13 protein-coding genes and 1 tRNA gene are annotated in these 17,121 nt (G+C 59.0%); 7 read left to right on the top strand and 7 right to left on the bottom strand.

All coding sequences use genetic code 11. The features are described from left to right. Positions 1–290: 290 nt before the first annotated feature. The 5 genes from xylB (at position 291) to JNN07_03810 (ending at position 4,360) form a co-directional block, all read left to right on the top strand. Entirely contained in the window at positions 291–1,817 is a 1,527-nt protein-coding gene (gene xylB / locus JNN07_03830) for a xylulokinase (GenBank protein ID MBL9166846.1), read from the top strand. A 66-nt stretch (positions 1,818–1,883) separates the two neighbouring features. After that, complete coding sequence (locus JNN07_03825) at positions 1,884–2,714, top strand: DUF3445 domain-containing protein (protein MBL9166845.1); 831 nt, start codon at positions 1,884–1,886, stop codon at positions 2,712–2,714. Between the two features lie 53 nt (positions 2,715–2,767). Beyond that, entirely contained in the window at positions 2,768–3,235 is a 468-nt protein-coding gene (locus JNN07_03820) for a hypothetical protein (GenBank protein ID MBL9166844.1), read from the top strand. Between the two features lie 197 nt (positions 3,236–3,432). Next, entirely contained in the window at positions 3,433–4,182 is a 750-nt protein-coding gene (locus JNN07_03815) for a hypothetical protein (protein ID MBL9166843.1), read from the top strand. 7 nt (positions 4,183–4,189) lie between these two features. Continuing rightward, positions 4,190–4,360 (top strand): hypothetical protein, encoded by a 171-nt coding sequence (locus tag JNN07_03810; protein MBL9166842.1) that lies wholly within the window; start codon positions 4,190–4,192, stop codon positions 4,358–4,360. Positions 4,361–4,383: 23 nt separating this feature from the next. Here JNN07_03810 and JNN07_03805 read toward each other — a convergent pair whose 3' ends face one another. From JNN07_03805 to JNN07_03785, 5 genes are all read right to left on the bottom strand, one after another. After that, the gene (locus tag JNN07_03805; GenBank protein MBL9166841.1) at positions 4,384–5,769 is read right to left on the bottom strand and encodes a DUF1501 domain-containing protein; all 1,386 of its coding nucleotides are present in this window, start codon (positions 5,767–5,769) and stop codon (positions 4,384–4,386) included. A 28-nt stretch (positions 5,770–5,797) separates the two neighbouring features. Beyond that, a complete protein-coding gene (locus tag JNN07_03800; GenBank protein ID MBL9166840.1) occupies positions 5,798–7,450 on the bottom strand; it encodes a hypothetical protein in 1,653 nt (550 codons plus the stop codon). 21 nt (positions 7,451–7,471) lie between these two features. Then, positions 7,472–8,434: an acetyl-CoA carboxylase carboxyltransferase subunit beta gene (locus tag JNN07_03795; protein MBL9166839.1), complete on the bottom strand. Its 963-nt coding sequence runs from the start codon at positions 8,432–8,434 to the stop codon at positions 7,472–7,474. A 146-nt stretch (positions 8,435–8,580) separates the two neighbouring features. After that, positions 8,581–9,318: a ComF family protein gene (locus tag JNN07_03790; protein MBL9166838.1), complete on the bottom strand. Its 738-nt coding sequence runs from the start codon at positions 9,316–9,318 to the stop codon at positions 8,581–8,583. Between the two features lie 98 nt (positions 9,319–9,416). Further along, complete coding sequence (locus JNN07_03785) at positions 9,417–10,352, bottom strand: CPBP family intramembrane metalloprotease (GenBank protein MBL9166837.1); 936 nt, start codon at positions 10,350–10,352, stop codon at positions 9,417–9,419. 152 nt (positions 10,353–10,504) lie between these two features. Here JNN07_03785 and JNN07_03780 point away from each other — a divergent pair, with 152 nt between their 5' ends. Both JNN07_03780 and JNN07_03775 read left to right on the top strand, forming a co-directional pair. Beyond that, on the top strand, positions 10,505–11,362 hold the full coding sequence (locus tag JNN07_03780) for a serine/threonine protein kinase (GenBank protein MBL9166836.1): 858 nt from the start codon (positions 10,505–10,507) through the stop codon (positions 11,360–11,362). A 933-nt stretch (positions 11,363–12,295) separates the two neighbouring features. Further along, positions 12,296–12,371, top strand: a tRNA-Ala gene (locus tag JNN07_03775). A gap of 315 nt (positions 12,372–12,686) precedes the next feature. Here JNN07_03775 and JNN07_03770 read toward each other — a convergent pair. Next, positions 12,687–15,293 carry a hypothetical protein gene (locus JNN07_03770; protein MBL9166835.1) on the bottom strand — a complete coding sequence of 869 codons (2,607 nt, stop codon included), beginning with the start codon at positions 15,291–15,293 and terminating at the stop codon, positions 12,687–12,689. 80 nt (positions 15,294–15,373) lie between these two features. Then, complete coding sequence (locus tag JNN07_03765; protein MBL9166834.1) at positions 15,374–16,882, bottom strand: hypothetical protein; 1,509 nt, start codon at positions 16,880–16,882, stop codon at positions 15,374–15,376. Positions 16,883–17,121: the final 239 nt, after the last annotated feature.

Raw genomic sequence — 17,121 nt, 5'->3', positions numbered from 1 at the left:
AAGGGTTTTACCTGGGTGTTCTCATTTTGTCACCGAGGCTTTTTTGGGGGGTGTCCTGGGACCAAGCAAGGCTGCCCCCGAGCCTTCTGACGGCGGCTCCTGCACTACACAAACCGCCACGACCAACTTGGTGAACGTACGTTCACCAAGTTGGTCGTGATTCGAAACTGATTCCATAGGGAGCGCCAAGGGGTAGACGGCCATCGGCCTCCACAGAACGGGGGGGCGCAGCGGGCTCGACAACGGATCCGAGCTTGGACAGTCTCCTTCCCATTCTTTGAATCGAATATATGAGAAGCCTTGTCATTGGTGTGGATAGCGGAACGCAGTCGACCAAAGCCCTCGTGGTGGACGTTCGGAACGGGAAAGTGCTCGGAACCGGCGCGCAGGCCTATGGCCTGATCCCGAAGCTTCCTCCGGGAGCCAAGGAGCAGCACCCCAAATCTTGGACTCAGGCCATGACTCGTTCGATCCAAGAAGCCCTGAAAGAGGCGAAAGCAAAGTCCGGTGAAGTGGTGGCCATGGGTGTCAGCGGACAGCAGCACGGCTTTGTCCCCGTGGACAAAGCGGGCGAAGTGATTCGTCCGGCCAAGCTATGGTGCGACACCAGCACCGCTCCCGAATGTGAAGAGCTCACCGCGCGCATGGGTGGGTTGAAGCGAACCATTGCTTCGCTTGGCAACGCCGTGCTGCCGGGCTTCACGGCGGGAAAGATTCTCTGGCTCAAGCGCCATGAGCCCAAAAACTTCGCCCGTCTCGCCACCATTCTGCTTCCTCACGATTATCTCAATTTCTGGCTGACCGGCGAGCGAGTGATGGAATATGGCGATGCCAGCGGCACGGCGCTGCTGGATGTGCGACGACGGCAGTGGAGCCAATCCGCTCTCGCCGCCATCGATTCCGATTTGGCTGACAAGTTGCCTCGTCTCATCGGGAGCGACCTGCCCGCAGGTCGCCTTAATGCCCGCGCGGCGCGTGCGCTCGGCCTCAACCCGGGTGTGCTGGTGAGCGCTGGGGGCGGTGACAACATGATGGGTGCGATTGGCACGGGCAATACCCGTCCGGGGGTGATCACGGCGAGCTTCGGCACCAGCGGAACGATCTATGCCTGCAGCAACCAGCCGGTGGTGGATCCGCGCGGGGAGATCGCCGCTTTCTGCGATTCTACGAACCGTTGGCTGCCCTTGCTCTGCACCATGAACGTCACGGTGGCGACGGAGATGGTCCGGCAAGACTTTGGCTGGACCCACGATCGCTACGCCGCCGAGGTGGCTAAAGTTCCCGCCGGTTCTGACGGTCTCCTGTTGCTACCCTATTTGGAAGGCGAGCGGACTCCGAACGTTCCGGATGGCAGCGGCGTTTACTTCGGAGTGACTCCCCGCACGTTCCAAGCGGGTCACTTCGCCCGCGCGGCGATGGAGGGGGTGACGCTCGGCATGAATTACGGATTGCGACGGTTGGCGGAATTGGGTGTGAAGCCGAAGCAGATCCGCGCCACCGGCGGCGGTGCCAAGTCGGCCGTTTGGCGGCAGATCATGGCCGATGTCTTTAACGCCGAGGTCACCACTCTCCGAGTCAGTGAAGGGGCAGCCTACGGTGCGGCGCTACAGGCCTTGTGGTCTTGGCAGCGGGATCGCGGGGAGAAGACCGCGATCGAGGACATCACCGACGCATTCGTAACCTTGAATCGTGCCGAAACCGCTCGACCGAACCGCCGTGCCGTTGAGGTTTACGCCGAAATGCAGGCCCTGCAAGACGAGATGTCCTTGGGCTTGCGCAGCAGCTTTGCTCGCCATCGCCGCCTGGTGACCCGGTGAGCGCTTTCGGATTCCACGGGTAAGGGCAGGGGAGCGAGTAGCCTCCTGCCGACCGAACTCCTGAGTATGACTGAGCCCTCCTCCAACGAGTTGGCCCGTTTGTTGGTGGCGCCCCCCTATCGTTTCGATATGGGTTTGCGTCGCGGGGATGGGCGCTTTTTTCGGAACTGGTCGGAAGCACCGGATCTCTTGGCCGAACGCGCGAGTTGGCTCGCTTCTGATCCAGGCCGGTACGCGGCGGTGCTGCCGGAGGGGGAGCGTTTGTTTGAGGAGGCTTGGGAGTGGGCGAGCGAGTTAAACCCGGAGATTCGACGAGCTGCCGCGTTGTCCGATGCTTCAGCACTGGAGCGTTGCTTTCGGCTAGGCGCTCTCTGGGAACCTGATTTCCTGCTGATGCAGCCCCACGGGGATGAGTTTCGTCTGGTGGCGGCTTGCGTCTGTTTTCCGTCGGCCTGGTCCCTGACTGAGAAGATGGGACACTCCCTGGACTGGATTCATGGGGCGGTGCCGCAGCTCAATCGTGAATTGGGTGGGAAGATCCACGCGTTCTTGACGGCCCTTCGGCCGGGGATGGACTGGGAACGGGTAAACTGGGGATTGGCGGCTACCTCGGAGCGGAACCTGCACCCGGCGCGAGGAATGCCTCGATTGGAGGCGAACGCGACATTGTCCTCGACTTGGTTTCGGGTGGAGCGGCAGGCGTTGCGGCGGCTACCGGAATCGGGCGGAATTCTGTTTGGACTCCGGATTCAGGTGGAACGGCTCTCCACTGTCTGTGCTTCGGACGCGGCAGCGGCGACCCTGAGGGGGCTTTTGGAAACCATGCCCGACGAGGTGGCGGAGTACAAGGGGCTAGCGAGAGCTCGAGCGGCCCTGGTTCGGGAGTTGTCGGGCTAGCAGCCTGTCGGACTTGTCCCGACCGGACGTGAGTCCGGATTTGAACCTCATTGGTGCTCAAGAATGACGTAGGAAGCGTGGCGACAGGCTATGATTGCCGCAAATACCGAATTAGCTTCCGTCTGCGGCCGTCGATTAAGACAGGTATGCGGTTTGTGGGACAGTTTCGATATGTGCTGAGTTTCTTGGTGCTTCTCGTATTTTGCAGCATCATGGTGATCCGTGGCCTCCAGGCCCGTCAGTCCAAGCACCTGGAGCTGCGGGAAGCTATGATTTTGCTTCATACCCGCGGCTATACGAATCAAGCCGACAATATCTATGGTCGGCTGATTCGGAAGACCAAGGAGCTCCCCAATAAAGTCCTGATTGACGATTTTCAGCGGACCCTGCTTCTGATTGATCCTTCGGCCAAACAAGCCAGCAATCCCATTTGGAAATACCATTGGGTGGTGAGCAACGAACTGGAAGCCCGTTCCGAGGATACCTTGAAACAGGCGCGCCGATTGGCTGAAGAAAATTAGCATCTCATTCCGGCTATTTTCTCATCGGAAACCGGATTATTGTCATTTCCCCTGCAAAATGAGGGTTTTTTGCCTTTTTAGGACATATTTCGTGACGCATCGTCTTTCATTTGGTCTTAACGACGAGATTGACACAGGTTTGTCGGCCCTTTAGTTTCGCCGAGCTTTAACCCGTCGGTTATACGAACATGTTACTTTTGCGAATCACATTAGGTATCGCGATCGTGGCCGCTCTTGCGACTACGGCGCTGGTTTGGGTTCAGGTTAAACCTCAAGTCGAGGGGATCATTGCCAAGCGCAATGAGTTCGAAGGAAAGTGGAAGTCTGAGCTTTCCGCCCGCCAGAAGGCGGTCAAAGAACTCCAGGAGACCAGCGAAAAGCTCAAGGTCACTGAAGCGGACCTCGCGAAGACCACCGAGGCCAAGAACAAAGCCGAAGCGAACGCGAGCACTCTCGACGCCTCGGTTAAGTCCCTGACCACTCAGCTCAACCAGGCCAAGGAGGAGATCACTCGCATCGCCCAACAGCTGTCGGCGTGGGCGGCGACGGGTTTGACCGTCGACCAGGTGAAGGCCACCGTGGCTGAACTCAAGAATACCCGGGACGCTAACGCGGCGATGGAAGAGGAGAAGAAGCTCCTGACCAAGGACATTGATCGTTTGAACCGTGAATTGTTGATCTATCGCGGCACCAATGATGTGCCCGTGATTCTCAAGGCCGGCACCAAGGGTAAAATTTTGGTCGTCGATCCCAAGTGGGACTTCGTGGTGATTGATATTGGTTCCAACCAAGAGCTCCTTCCGAACGGTGTGCTGATGGTCAGCCGTGCTGGAAAGCTCATCGGCAAGGTCAAAGTCGCAACGGTGCAACAGGACCGGGCGATCGCGAACGTGGTGCCTGGTTGGAAGCTTGAAGAACTAATGGAAGGCGACATCGTCTTCTATTGAGCGCCGAATGAAGCTCCTCCGATTACGCTCCTGGTTAGCCTTTCTGGGATGCCTGGTCCTGGTGCTCGGTTTTTCTGGGTGCGGCACTCCGGAAACCGCCAATAAGTCGGATCGTCCCTGGAACACGCCTCGTTCTTGGGAGCATGGCCTTCCGTCTGGAATCAACGAAGGCCGTTGATTCAAGCCCTCCCCTCTCTAGGTTTAGAACAATTCCAACGCCTTTCCTGAGCACAATGGGAAGGGCCTCCCGTCCAGGGAGCTTAGCTGCAATGCTGGATCGATTCCCAAGGCCCTGAAGATGGTCGCATGGAGGTCCTCCGGTCCGCACGCTAGCTCGGATGGCTCCGCCCCCGAGAAGTCGGATTTTCCATACACCTGTCCCCCTCGGATACCGCCTCCGGCGAACGCGACCGAATAGCAGTTGGGGTAGTGGTCCCGACCAGCCGAGGGGTTCACCTTCGGTGTTCGGCCGAACTCCGTCAGCCAACAGACCAAGGTTTCATCCAGGGTTCCTCGTTGCGCGAGATCCTCCAACAGCGCATGGGACGCCTGATCCAGGGGCGGAAGCATGGTTCGCTTGAGCCGGTTGAAATTGTCTCCATGAGTGTCGAAGTGGTCCCCGACAGACCCGTTCAAATCCCCGGCGGCACAATAGACCGTCACGAGAGGCACCCCAGCTTCCGTCAACCGCCGCGCCATCAGAGCGCTCTGTCCGCAGATGTGGTTGCCGTAAGAGGCTCGCAAGTGGGGTGGCTCCTGCCGGAGATCAAAGGCCTCGCGAACCGAAGGCCGCAACAGCATGTCGTAGGCTTGTTCCCGCGACCGCGCGAAAGGCTCGGCTTCTCCGTCGCCCAGGCTTGAACCCAGACGCTCCAACGATGCGGACAGACTCCGAAGATCCTGCAGCCTTTCGAGAGTCATGCCCGGGGGGAGATCCAGTCGCAGGGAGCGGGAAGCCGGCGACACGCCTCCGTAAGGTGAGCCCGCATCCGGACGCAGGATGATCGGGTCATATTTCGATCCAAGAAACCCGCCATCCTGACCGTTCGCACGGCCTCCGTCGGCCATGGTGTAGGGCAGCGCCACGGTCGACGGTAGGATGCTGGATCGCAGTCGTGGGTCGCGCGTGGCTTCCATTGCCGCCTGAGTCAACGCTCCAAGACAAGGATGATCGAGGCGCGTCGCCTCCCAGTTTCCTGACAAGTTGGGAGGCGGATGGCCGGTTAGATTCCAGTACGCGGCCGATCGGTGCGAGGGAGCCTGATGAGTCACGCTGCGCACCACCGCCAGTTGATGCATGTGTCGCGCGAGTTGGGGCAGATGTTCGCTGAGGTGAATACCCGGCACGGAGGTTCGAATGGGCCGGAACTCACCACGGATCTCGGATGGCGCATCCGGTTTGGGATCCCAAGTGTCGAGATGGCTGATGCCACCCCAAGCGAAGAGCACGATACATGATTTGGCTCGTCCGCCGGCTCCCGCCATGGAGCCTGACGAGCGCGTCACGGCTCGGCCCTGCAGGGCAAGGATCTGCGGCAGCGACAGCCCCAGAGCGCCCAACCGTAAAAAGTTTCGGCGGTTCACCATCGTTCAACCCTCCCGAGTATCCTGAGAATCAGGGCAGCCGGAGGTCTTCCCAATTCTGGAGGCCAATCACCGGAAGGGCAAACTCGAAAGCGTTGGCCCAATCGGGTTGATCGGCGCGCTTAAAGACATCGTACATCCGCCGAGGGCGATCGGGATCGGCCACCGAGTTCGGTTTTCGGGTCCAGAGCCCCAGCCGCAGGCCACCTTCGTGAGCGTGGTCGACGTGACGGTGGAGGATAAAAGAGTCGATGCCGGGGTTCTGGGCGATCTTGCGATAGGCGTACGCGTAAGCGGCAGCCTGCCACAGTTCGCCCTCCGAGCCATCGGGGGCATGAAATCCTTGCTCCGAGAGAATGACGCGGCGGTTGGGGAACGAATAACTTTCGTTGGGAGGCGGGGCGTATTGCCAGCCTGGCGCCGCCACGTAGCGGGTGATTTGTTCCACGTTCTTGAAGGTGATGCGCGGGGTTTCGGCATTGTTATGAGCCGATTGATCCTTCCACGTCCGGCATTCGAAGAGGTTCTCGGGATATGGATGAAAGGCGAGATGCCAGTCAAAATCACCCTCTTCGTGGGCGCGTCGATGAAAATAGTCCAAGAACCCTTTGCCCGCGAACGCTTGACCGGGATCGCCTCCGGGGTACCGGATATTCCAGTGATGCTCAAGGGACAGATACACCCGTGCGGACGAAGACGCCTTGCGCACCGCGGTATTCGCCATTCGGACCGCCCCTAGGTAATCCTCCGCGAATTCCTCCATCGTGCAGCGTCCGCGGTTGCTCCAGAACCAGTGTGAGTTGACCTCGTTGCCGATAATGAAATTCGCGACCCGACCGTGGGGATATTGGGGGGTGTTGTAGCGATCCGCCAGGAACTCCAGCGCCGCGATATAGGTTTGTGCTCCCTGGGGAGTGACGGTGTTGAAAGCTGCGAGCCGGTTTGGGCAGGCCGGATCGTAAAGAGGATGGAGTAGGGTTTGGTCCAGCTGCGGATCGTTGCTTTGGTAGACCAGGAGAATGAGGCTGACGATGACCCCGGCATCGCTCAGAGGTTTCACCTGCTGATCCATGGACCGGAGGTAGTCGGACCGAAATCGGAAAGTCTGGCCGCTCGATTCCCAGCTTAGGCTGTCGGGTCGTTGGTGGACATCGACCAGTTGAGCGAGATTGAAGTTGAGCGCGGCATGGCCGATGCCCAAGGCCAAGGCGTCATCGAGCATCTGGACCTGCAATCCCTTTTTGCTTCTGGAGGCAGGGAAGGCTTCCCGGTTGCGCGAAATTCCCCGGAAAACCGACACGAACCGCCGGTTGCCGAGCGTTCTCACCCCTCCGTCGGGTAGCTCCTCGACACATTGGAAGGCGGAGTAGAGCCGGTCGCGACCTTCAGCATAGCGGGGAACCGCGAACTCGAATCGGGCTGGGGCTGTGATCCGCGTCAAAGGCTCTGTTCGGCGGGGTAGATCACCCGCCTCCCACGGGTCCCGTTCCAACACTCGCACCTGCGTCGATCGGGTCTCGCCGCGGATGTAAACGAAGTCAGGCGTGGCGGTTACCTCTGTCACACCCGCCGCCCAGAGTTGGGAGCTGCCCATCCAGCCGCTCAAGGCCAGGGCGATCCAGGGGGACAGGAGAGAGGAGCGATGCCGGAACTGGATGAGGATGAGGGCTCTGAGGGCGGGCATCCGGAGCTCCAATTCGATCGCTTAGACTGCGTTGCTGTTAGGTCCGGGAGCGGCCTTGCTGGCGGTTAGGAACTCCAAGAAGTAGATCAGACGCTCCTTCATGGTATTGCGGGGAACGATCGAATCGATCAGCCCGTGATCCATGAGGAATTCGGCGGTTTGGAACCCCGGAGGCAGTTCGGCCTGGGTGGTGTCCTTGATGACCCGCGGACCAGCGAACCCGATCATCGCTCCGGGTTCGGCGATGATGAGGTCACCGACCGTAGCGAAGCTGGCCGAGACGCCTGCCATGGTGGGATGCGTAAGGACGCTGATGTAGGAGAGTTTATTTTGAGCGTGGTAGGCCAAAGCAGCGCAGGTCTTAGCCATCTGCATCAGGCTGAACATGCCCTCATACATCCGCGCCCCGCCACTCGTCGAAAAGATGACCACGGGCAGACGGCGATCCGTGGCTGTTTCGATCAGCCGGGTCAGCTTTTCTCCCACGACGGAGCCCATGGATCCACCCAAAAAGCTGAAATCCATCACGCCCAGGGCGACCTTTTGGGTGCCTATGGTCCCAATGCCGGTGATGACCGCGTCTTTGAGTTGGGTGGACTTTTGGTAGGCATCCAGTTTGTCGCGATAGGAGGCTACCCCGGTAAATTCCAGCACATCAACGCTCGTCATGTCGGCGTCCATCTCGCTGAACGAGCACGTCTCCACGAGCGAGTGGATCCGTTCGCGGGCGACGATCGGGAAGTGATGTCCGCATTTGGGGCATACCTTGAGGTTAGCGTCCAATTCCTTGTCGAAGACCATCGTGCTGCACTTCGGACACTTCGTCCAGAGGCCCTCGGGAATGTCTTTCTTGCGGGAACGTCCAGAACTCACTCGTGGTTTCTTGGCAAAGGCGGCGGTAGCGGCTTCGGCGGGCGGAGGGGTGACTGCCGGTTCAACCGTTTCCAGGCCCAGGGTTTTCTTGGTGATGTAGGTAGTGGACATATCGCTCGGATACGGGCCTGAACCTGCCGGGTTCGGCCCATTCACGCAACACTGAAAGTAAAGACAGTCGCCGACGCAGCCCGTTCGATCCGTGGCTGAACACAGCTGGATTCGGGCCTATTCCCATAAAATGCCATCCGATAACGTTACAGGCCGCGAGCGATAGTCCACACACCGATTTCTTCGGCACCCATGTGGCGGAGCACGCGAGCGCAGGCGTTAGTGGTTGCGCCGGTGGTGAGGACGTCATCGAACAGGATGATACGGCGTGCCCAGTTGGGAAGGGGGGTTTTGGGGGCAAAGGCCGTTCGGACATTGAGAGAGCGGGCGCGTCGGGTTAGGCGAGTTTGGGACTCGGTGGGAATGGTCCTTTGGAGCGGATGTGGGAGCACGGGGAGCTGGCTTACCTGGCCGAGCAGCTGCGCCAGTCGTCCGGCCTGGTTAAATTCGCGTTCGCGTTCCTTCAAGGGGTGGAGGGGAACGGCGACGATGGCGTCCCAGCGGGCCGTTGGGAGGAGCGGGGCGACATCACGGTGGAGCAAGTCCTTGAACAGCGGATCGAACCACAAGGCTCGCTGGTATTTGTAGCGGTGGATCAACTCCAGGCCCAGGCCCTTCGCTTGCAGGATGGAGCGTGCAAAGGAGAAATGGAGCTCTACCCCATGGCAATTGCTGCACTCAAATGAGGCTGAAGCCTCGCCCGGGTAGGGTAGTCCACACCGAGAGCAGAAGGGCGGGATGATGGTGGGAAGGCGGGCACGGCAGCAGGAACAAACGAAGCCATCAACGGGCTTGGCGGATTCGACGTCGCACAGCTGACAGACCTCTGGGTAAAGAAAGGAGAGGAGGGCCTCCGAGACTTGGAGCAAGGCAGATCGGTACATCGGGGACACCTGGAGTTAGTCGGCCGGACAATCGACCCCCAGTTGAGTTGGGGGCTGCCGGAGGCATTGAAGCCTCGGCCGCGCGGGCTGGTCTGTTTTCATGGAGTTGATCCTTGGCGTGGAAGGCGCCATCGGGCTACCACCCATGCACAGAGACCCATTACCGCCAAAGCCGTCCATCCGTCGATCAATTTCCTGCTGCCGTAGATCGTTGCCGACTCCGGGTGTTGGGCGACTGTGACCCCCGCGTAGAATTTGAGCCAAAAGATCCAGCCGGCGTGGAGTGCGATTGGGGCGTAGAGAGCGCCAGTTCGATGGTAGAGCTGCGCCAGCGTGAATCCGACCAAGTTGAGAGTTAGAAACGCCGGCAGCGAGGTCTTCCAATCCGAGAGTCCCTGGAACATGTGACTGAGCGTGATGAATCCTGCCGACCAGTCGATGGAATGGGGAGCGGGGGGCCGCTCGAAGAAGTGGACCAGGGTATAGAGGGCGCTGCTGAGCAGCAGGCTTAACGGGTGTCCCAAAACGGAACGAAATCGACCGTAGAGTGCGCCGCGGAAGAGCAGTTCCTCGACGATGGCCACCCCGAGGCCGGACAGGCTTGCCTGGATCGCCACGCGGATTACCCATTCCGTGGTGAGGGTTGGGGAGATGGCGCGGGTCCCGGACAGGAGGGCGATGGCGGCGAGGGCGGCCAGGGAGCTCAGCCCCAGCGCAAAACCGAACCCAAGTTCGCGGAATCGACCTCGTGGAGAGACGATGCCGACGGCCTTCCAAGACCGCGCTCCGAGTGCGCCCAACAAAGGCCAGAGTCCCACCAGGGCTAGGAAAATGAGGCAACGGTTGACATAGCGATGGAAGGGTTGGTTTGCCAGGCGCTGAATCCACTCAGCTGCGGGGCTCAGCGCCTGTACAAGGTGGTAGAGTGCTGGGGCGAGCAGGGCTGCTCCCAGAAAAACCACGAGCAAGTAACAAACTAGGCCTTTCAAGGGGCGCACCCCGGCACCGTAGAAAACCCAGGCGCGGTGTGCCAAGGGCCAAAATCAAGCTCCGGACTGGATGTTGTATTCCATTGCGCCAGCGTTACAGCCGTGTTACTTACCGAAAGCGAAGTGCTTTTGTAGATCGATTTCCTTCAGAAGCCGGTAAGGACTGCCGACATTCGCTTAAGGATCAGGAAGAATCGATGGTTTATCCAGAAAGCAATGCGCAGCGCCCCGAACCGTGCCGTCAACCCGGCCCGTTTGGTAAGTATTACCTGCAAGAGTTGGTGAACAGTGGCGGAATGGCCGATATTTGGCTGGCCACCGACCCTTCCGGGAAAACCTGCGCGCTCCGTCTCCTCCGTCCCACCACCCTGCTGGATTTCACAACTCGCAACCGTTTTATCCAGGGATGCGAGATCCTGTCGCAAATCCACAACCACGACTACGTGATCGGCTACTTCGAGCACGGCAAAATCGAGGGGATTCACTATTGTCAGATGGAGTACGTGGAGGGTGCCAACCTGAAGCAGTTGCTTGTGTCTGGGGATGAGATCCTCCATCAACACGTTGGTAACATCTTGATAGATATGGCGGTGGCTCTGGAGCATGTCCATGACAGCGGATTCATGCATCTGGACTTTAAACCGGAGAACGTCCTGGTAAATCGGGACGGCCATGTTCGGCTGGTCGACTTTGACCTCGCTCAGAAGCGTCCGGATAAGCCGATCAAACTTGCTAAGAATCCCGGTACGCCGGCCTATATGGCTCCCGAACAATTACTTCGGGAGCCGATCGATCATCGGGTTGATATTTTCGCATACGGGGTTTCGGCCTACGAGTTGGTGACGGGGCAGAAGCCATTCCCAGGCGACAGCGCGGATGAAATCCTGCGGAGACAACGTGAAGGGAACCTCAAAACGCCCTTGGATCACAACCCTCAGCTTCCTCCAGCACTGTCTCGGCTGATCGTCAAGTGCCTCGATCGTGATCCGAACAAACGGTATCCGATTATGAGCGTGGCCGTGCTCGAACTGCAGAATTTACTCTACATCGAGTAGTTTCCCCGGGGTGCTCGGGCGTCATTAATTCCTGTTGAGGCCCTGGTACCCTGTATGGAGTTCCGCCTTTAGGCGGAAAGGCGCACGAGTGGACGTGGCGGCATAGAATTGGCCGTCCAACGCTTAAAACGCCCAGGGGAACCGCCTAAAGGCGGAACTCCATACGAGTTAACGAGTGTCTCCTGCAAAACTGGATCGGCCGACAGCCTTACCCCGATTTCGCTGCCCGCTTGCTTCCTTTAGAACCGATTTCGCCTTTACAAACGGCGTTAATCCCTTAGGTTGTCCCTAGTCCAGAAGCCGAACGTACTGAAGTAACTTATGTTGTCTGCAGTGATGCCGACCAGTCTCCAGTTTTGTCCCTTGGAGGATCGCTGCGACCGTTTTCCTGGTGTCGTTTTGGCCGCTATCATGGCTCAGTCCATTGGCGTTCACTTCTCCCTTCCTTTCTGCGCTTCCCTCAGAAACTCAACGAAACTGTGGCCATTTCCCGGCAGCAACGCGTTGAATGATTTCCTTGTCAGTGTCTCCGAACGCTGTGTCAGGCGAAGTGGGGGCCCCTCATGAACTGAAGGGTATCAGTTCTACGAATTTCTTCAGAGGATGAAGAAAGGCGGGTTTTGGCGAATAATTGTTCTGTGTGTAAGCCAAAACCCGCCTCTTCGTTTCTAGCAGCAAACGCCACATCGCGCCGGCGGCGTTTTCTGCTAGAGGGCACTGCGTGCTAGAGAGACAGCCGATATTTGAAAATCAATAGGTTGGGACTCCTGTTTCTGGAGAAGGGACAGCTGAAGGGATACCTCCATCGGCAGTGGGTTTTGAAAGGGCCTTTTCGGTTTGAGCGGGTTTATTCCCTAAGAATGTCCTCCCGAAAATTCCACTTAGCCTTTGACAACCCTAGGGGTGCTCCATATATTTTTGCCTCCGTTGGCTGGGGTCGTAGCTCAGTTGGTAGAGCACCACAATGGCATTGTGGGGGTCGCAGGTTCGAGACCTGTCGGCTCCACCATTTTTCCAGTTCTGTTTGGAAAAATGGGTCAACGAAAAAAAGCGGCGCAAATGTTAGATTTGCGCCGCTTTTTTTTGTGGGCCGGTTCGCGGACTCCGGAGTGGGTCCAGGTCAGAGAAACTCCGTCGAGCCCTGGTGGGCCCAGAGGGCACGGAAAGAGATGAGAGGTGTGTCGCGGAGAGCCATGGGGAGTTGAACCCGAAAACAAGGAGTTTTCACCACGGATTTCTCGAATGACTCGGATGGAAAGGGGTTATGAGAATTTCATTCCCGACCACTTTCTAGCGAGGTTCTGGCAACGCTTCGTGAATAGCGCTACCTGATTAGCTGATAGAATTTGCTGACGCCCACTGGATGGATCACCACGCTCCTGCGGATTCCATCGTCCTGGATCGGTCCAGCCACGTTGCTCCACACGGCCGACTGGATCGTCGACGTATTCTCCTGCAGGACCCACCCCTCGGCAGGCGAAGGCCAACTCACCACCCAGACATGCGAGTTTCCCAACGGAACGCGAGCTACCGACAAAGCCACCATCTCAGCCTCGGGTAGATCAACGATCTGACCGCCCCCGAAGAGATCGCCCTCACCGGCGATTACCCTATGAGGAGTTCCCGTCAGCACCGAGTAGATCACCCGTCCGTTCAGATTCAGCGTTGCTCCGGGGAGAACGGTGAGCGTCGTGGCGTAAAGCGCCTCTGATGAGGAGGAGCGGTTTCCGTTGTTGATCGAGTCGGTCAGCACGACCCGCGTTCCGTCTCCCTGAACTATCAGTTTTTGGAGTTGAAAGTTCGGAGTGCTGAACCCCGACCATGTCGCCCCCAGGTCGGTACCCCCGATCTCCAATCTTTGGACTCCGTGGCCTCCGCACATCAGGAAGGAAGGGTTACCCCTGTGCCAACTGGCCTCGTTGGTTTGAGCAAAGGAGAGGTTCCCTTCGATTTCGATGACAGTGCCGGAATAGTTGTTGTCAAGGAGCGCCCCGTCTTCCATGAGCAGGCTGCCGGTATGCAGACCCGGGCCGAGGGCCAGTTTTCCGGATGCCTTTAACCGGAGGGTCCCGCTCCCAGCGACGGGTCGATTCAGAGCGAGGTAGCCATCTTCCACGATGATCGTGCCCCGATTCTCTATCGGTGCGTTCAGCGTTCCGGCCCCCTGAATGGTGTGGTAAGTATCGTTTACAAAGCCACTGGACGCATAGGTCGTAAGACTTGGACGAGCGCTCGCAGTCGGGACTAGTAGCAATCTTCCAGATCCTGTGAGCAATGCACTGGTCACACTCACTCCGCTCCGATCCCCTGAGTAGAGCATCGCCGCTCCATTGAGTCGGATCGTGCCATCGTTCCGAATCACGTATGATCCCGGTATCACGGCGATTCCAGCCCCAAGTCCAGACGTGCCGGTCACAAACTCCACGACGGCGTTCGAGGAAAAGTGATGGGTGCCGGTGAGGATGACGGCCGGCGAGGATCCGGAGAGCAGGGGATACAACTCCACCCGGCCTTCCGCCCATTCTCCGTCCGCCACGGTCGCTCCGGTGAGTCGGATGACTCCAGCCCCGGGCGAGAGGAGATTCGGAGCAGCGGAGGATCGGCTGATGATGGCGCTGCTCGTGAGCTCGAGTACCCCACTGGCGGCGGATTCAAGAGATCCCGCGTTTCGGATGAAAGCCGCCAGCTTCATCGTTCCGCCTTTCGCCGCCACTCGACCCTCATTCCTCAGCGTACCGCCCATGATCTGGCCGAAGCCTTCGATGGTATGATCCGTTTCCTGAATCAGCTCGCTCAGGGGGCCGATGTCCACAGAACTTCGGCTGCCATTCAGAATCACCCGCCCGGTCCCCCCCAGGGTGGCGGTGCTGCCAATCGACGAGGACTTGTCAAGGATGCCGAGCCTGTTCTCAGAGGTCTCCAACCGAACGACACCGTTATTCGTGAGTCTGGCTTGGTCCGCCAGAGTCACCGTCACCGGACTCAATCCAGGCTGGACGCCGATTCCCGCAGCCGACAACACCGCATTGGTTTGAAGTTGGTTCGCGCCCTCAAAACGAAGTCCCGGCCATTCAACTCCCATCGGTCCGCCGATCAGAGTTACTCCCTTCAACGCTTCGGATGTTGCGAAACGCACCCCGCCTCCATTCGCATCGATCACACCACCCGTGACGCGAGAGCCGATGAGCAGGACGCTCCTGAAAGGATCGGCTGCAGCGCCATCGGTCGTGAGCATGCCTCCGTCGTTGTCGACCGAAGCATAAAGTCTCAGAGTGCCGCCATGGGCGGCGCGGATCGAGGCACGATTCACCATCACACCCATGATATCCCCCTCTCCTTCGATTGTCTGCTGGCTTTCGAATTGTCCGATGAGATGTTGTCCGGAGTGAAAGAGAAGAATTCTGCCGGGGCCGGAAAGGGTCGTGCGATCAAGCTCCCCAATTCCTGAGCCGAGGACCCCGTAGACATAGATTAGACCCGAGTTGTGGATCGCTGGCGACGGATTGGCCGGGCTTCGTAAGAACCCAAGCGCTGCGGACTGTTGGACCGTGAGGCTGTTGGTTCCAACAACGTCGGTCGGGAGAGGGGACGTTCGTGGCCCGAGGGTGAGAGAGTTGATCGCGATGGACAGGCAGCAGGGCAGGCTGACTGAACTTTCCTCGAGGCCTGTGGACGGTGCGTTAATGGTGACAAAGGTATTGGCGGAATCCTGAGTTCCCGGGATGCCTTTCGGTGTCCAGTGGTCAGAGTCGAACCAGCTCCCGGAGCCTCCCTTGTTCTCGGTATCCCAACCAAATCCTAAATCACCCCACGCGTTGATGCTGAGGAAAGTGGAGGCGATGGTCAGTGTCAGGGCTGAACAAATCCCAACCCTTCTTGGGTAGCCCGGACAAGCACCGCGTTCCGACGGCGTGGGGGCGTAGTCGTTCATATCGCAATATGGCGACTTCGGACCGCCGCAGACAGGGAGCGCTTGGCATTTGCTCACCCTTGTTTGTCGATGCTAGCCGCTCACCACAAGCTTTTAAGCAGCCGCGTGGTCTCCTCCACGAGCACGCGACCGCCTTCGGGGCCCACCACGCCGTCGTCGATCCGGGCGCTGTAACCGCCTCCTTGAACCGCACGCTCGGTGGGGAGGTAGGCCGGACAGTCCGCGGTCAGCTGCACCACTGAGGTCTGGGTCGCGGGGCTGCGGGCCTTGATCCGGGTGCTGTAGTCGCTATAGAGCTCGAATGGATTCGTGGCCAGGGCCAGATCATCCAGCCGCAGGACGTGGATTTCTGCGGGGTAATAGGGATCTGTTTTTTGCAACTCATAACGTGCGACCATGGTTCGGCTCACCCGCCAGTTGATGTAGTCCGGACTCGTTAGGTCGTTCTGCCGATCTTTTCCGGCTTGAACGAGCTTCGATGCCTCGGCGAAGCGCTGGTCCGACACCTTCCACACCGGCAGTCGCACCTGCTCCACCCGGTGGGCCAGCCGCACCTCGGAGCGCACCGACGCCTTGGCAAGCTCGGCGACATCGGTGACCGATTGCACAATCCGACGGCCGATCTCCTGGCGATACTCCAATTGGCGTCGCTTGAGCATTCCTAGCTCGGCGTTCTTGCCCACCTGGATGTGAGGCGATTGGTCGCCGCTCGCTCCGTTGAGCGGCAGAACGAAGAGGTCCGGGGAAAACCGTTCACGGAGGGCTTTTCGGGCGTCATACCAAAAATCCGCCGAGAGATAGAGTTCTCCTTCGACTGACTGCGATGGGCAATAAAGGGTGAGGACCATCCCGATCATCTTTCCCCCGCGCCAGAAAAACAGGCCGTCCAGCGAGTCGTCCGATGCTCCTTCGGTGTGTGAAAAGCCGGGATCTTTGGTGTCGCCATAGAGCCGTGTCGTGCCATCGAAATACACTGCGCGACGATTACGAGCGACGGAGACATGGCCCAGTCCAGAGCTGAAGCCTCCGGGCTGTCGTGACTTCCATGCCCGGATCGCCGCCGTTGCGATCTGTTGTTCCAGGTAGTCGAGATACGCCAGCGGATGCATGATGTCCTTCCGGTCGGCCGGAATGCGATAGGCCCAGCTGCCCGCGAAGTCATAGGGATGAAGGTTCGTTTCGTTCGCGTCAGTGATCGCCGGGGCGGTGTGGGTATGAGTGGCGGAGATCACCAGCTTTCGCACGTCCAAGTCAGGGATCGACTTCGCGATCCGCTGTCGCACCTGATCCACGGACCGTTTCCGAATCCCAACCAGGTCGCAGGAGATCCACAAGACCTGGTCGATGACTCCTTCCGCATCGCGCGTCTCCAGGGCCAGAGCTGTCACCGTCAGCGGGTCGTGACTGTCACCGCTGATGCGGGTGTGGTATTGACCGCCGATCGCGACCGGCTTGGGCGGGGTGATGGTTTCAGTCGCCCAGCCGAAGGCGAGCGACCCAGATCTACTCTCGGCGGGTGCGGCTAGGCAGCTGTTCCAGACAGTGTGAACCATCAGGCATAAGAGCAGGGCGACGCGCGGGGAGTTCATAGTGAGCGAAGGTTCAATTCTCCCGGTCCGGTTGTCGAGCGCGTTCGAGTGGCCTAGCCTAAACGGGTAGGACGGAATTCGGGAAGCACTCCGAGGACTGTTGAACCGCGAAGGACGGGTATGTGGTTTGTCAACAAAGACCGAAGGGAAATTGTTCGAAATAACTAATCGAAGTCTGGATCGCCAAGTGTGCCCGTGGAAGAAAGCAAAAGATTGAGAAGGAGAGGACGGACTGGGTC

This window comes from Verrucomicrobiales bacterium (assembly GCA_016793885.1).
In the GTDB taxonomy this organism is placed as follows: domain Bacteria; phylum Verrucomicrobiota; class Verrucomicrobiia; order Limisphaerales; family UBA11320; genus UBA11320.
The sequence above is the reverse complement of the archived record's forward strand: the minus strand, read 5'-3'. Positions and strand labels throughout refer to the sequence as shown.

What these genes read in the sequence shown, in the direction of transcription:
- xylB (MBL9166846.1), top strand. Translation starts at nt 291, where the DNA reads ATGAGAAGCCTTGTCATTGGTGTGGATAGCGGAACGCAGTCGACCAAA.
- JNN07_03825 (MBL9166845.1), top strand. Translation starts at nt 1,884, where the DNA reads ATGACTGAGCCCTCCTCCAACGAGTTGGCCCGTTTGTTGGTGGCGCCC.
- JNN07_03810 (MBL9166842.1), top strand. Translation starts at nt 4,190, where the DNA reads ATGAAGCTCCTCCGATTACGCTCCTGGTTAGCCTTTCTGGGATGCCTG.
- JNN07_03805 (MBL9166841.1), bottom strand. Translation starts at nt 5,769, where the DNA reads ATGGTGAACCGCCGAAACTTTTTACGGTTGGGCGCTCTGGGGCTGTCG.
- JNN07_03800 (MBL9166840.1), bottom strand. Translation starts at nt 7,450, where the DNA reads ATGCCCGCCCTCAGAGCCCTCATCCTCATCCAGTTCCGGCATCGCTCC.
- JNN07_03795 (MBL9166839.1), bottom strand. Translation starts at nt 8,434, where the DNA reads ATGTCCACTACCTACATCACCAAGAAAACCCTGGGCCTGGAAACGGTT.
- JNN07_03790 (MBL9166838.1), bottom strand. Translation starts at nt 9,318, where the DNA reads ATGTACCGATCTGCCTTGCTCCAAGTCTCGGAGGCCCTCCTCTCCTTT.
- JNN07_03780 (MBL9166836.1), top strand. Translation starts at nt 10,505, where the DNA reads ATGGTTTATCCAGAAAGCAATGCGCAGCGCCCCGAACCGTGCCGTCAA.
- JNN07_03770 (MBL9166835.1), bottom strand. Translation starts at nt 15,293, where the DNA reads ATGAACGACTACGCCCCCACGCCGTCGGAACGCGGTGCTTGTCCGGGC.
- JNN07_03765 (MBL9166834.1), bottom strand. Translation starts at nt 16,882, where the DNA reads ATGAACTCCCCGCGCGTCGCCCTGCTCTTATGCCTGATGGTTCACACT.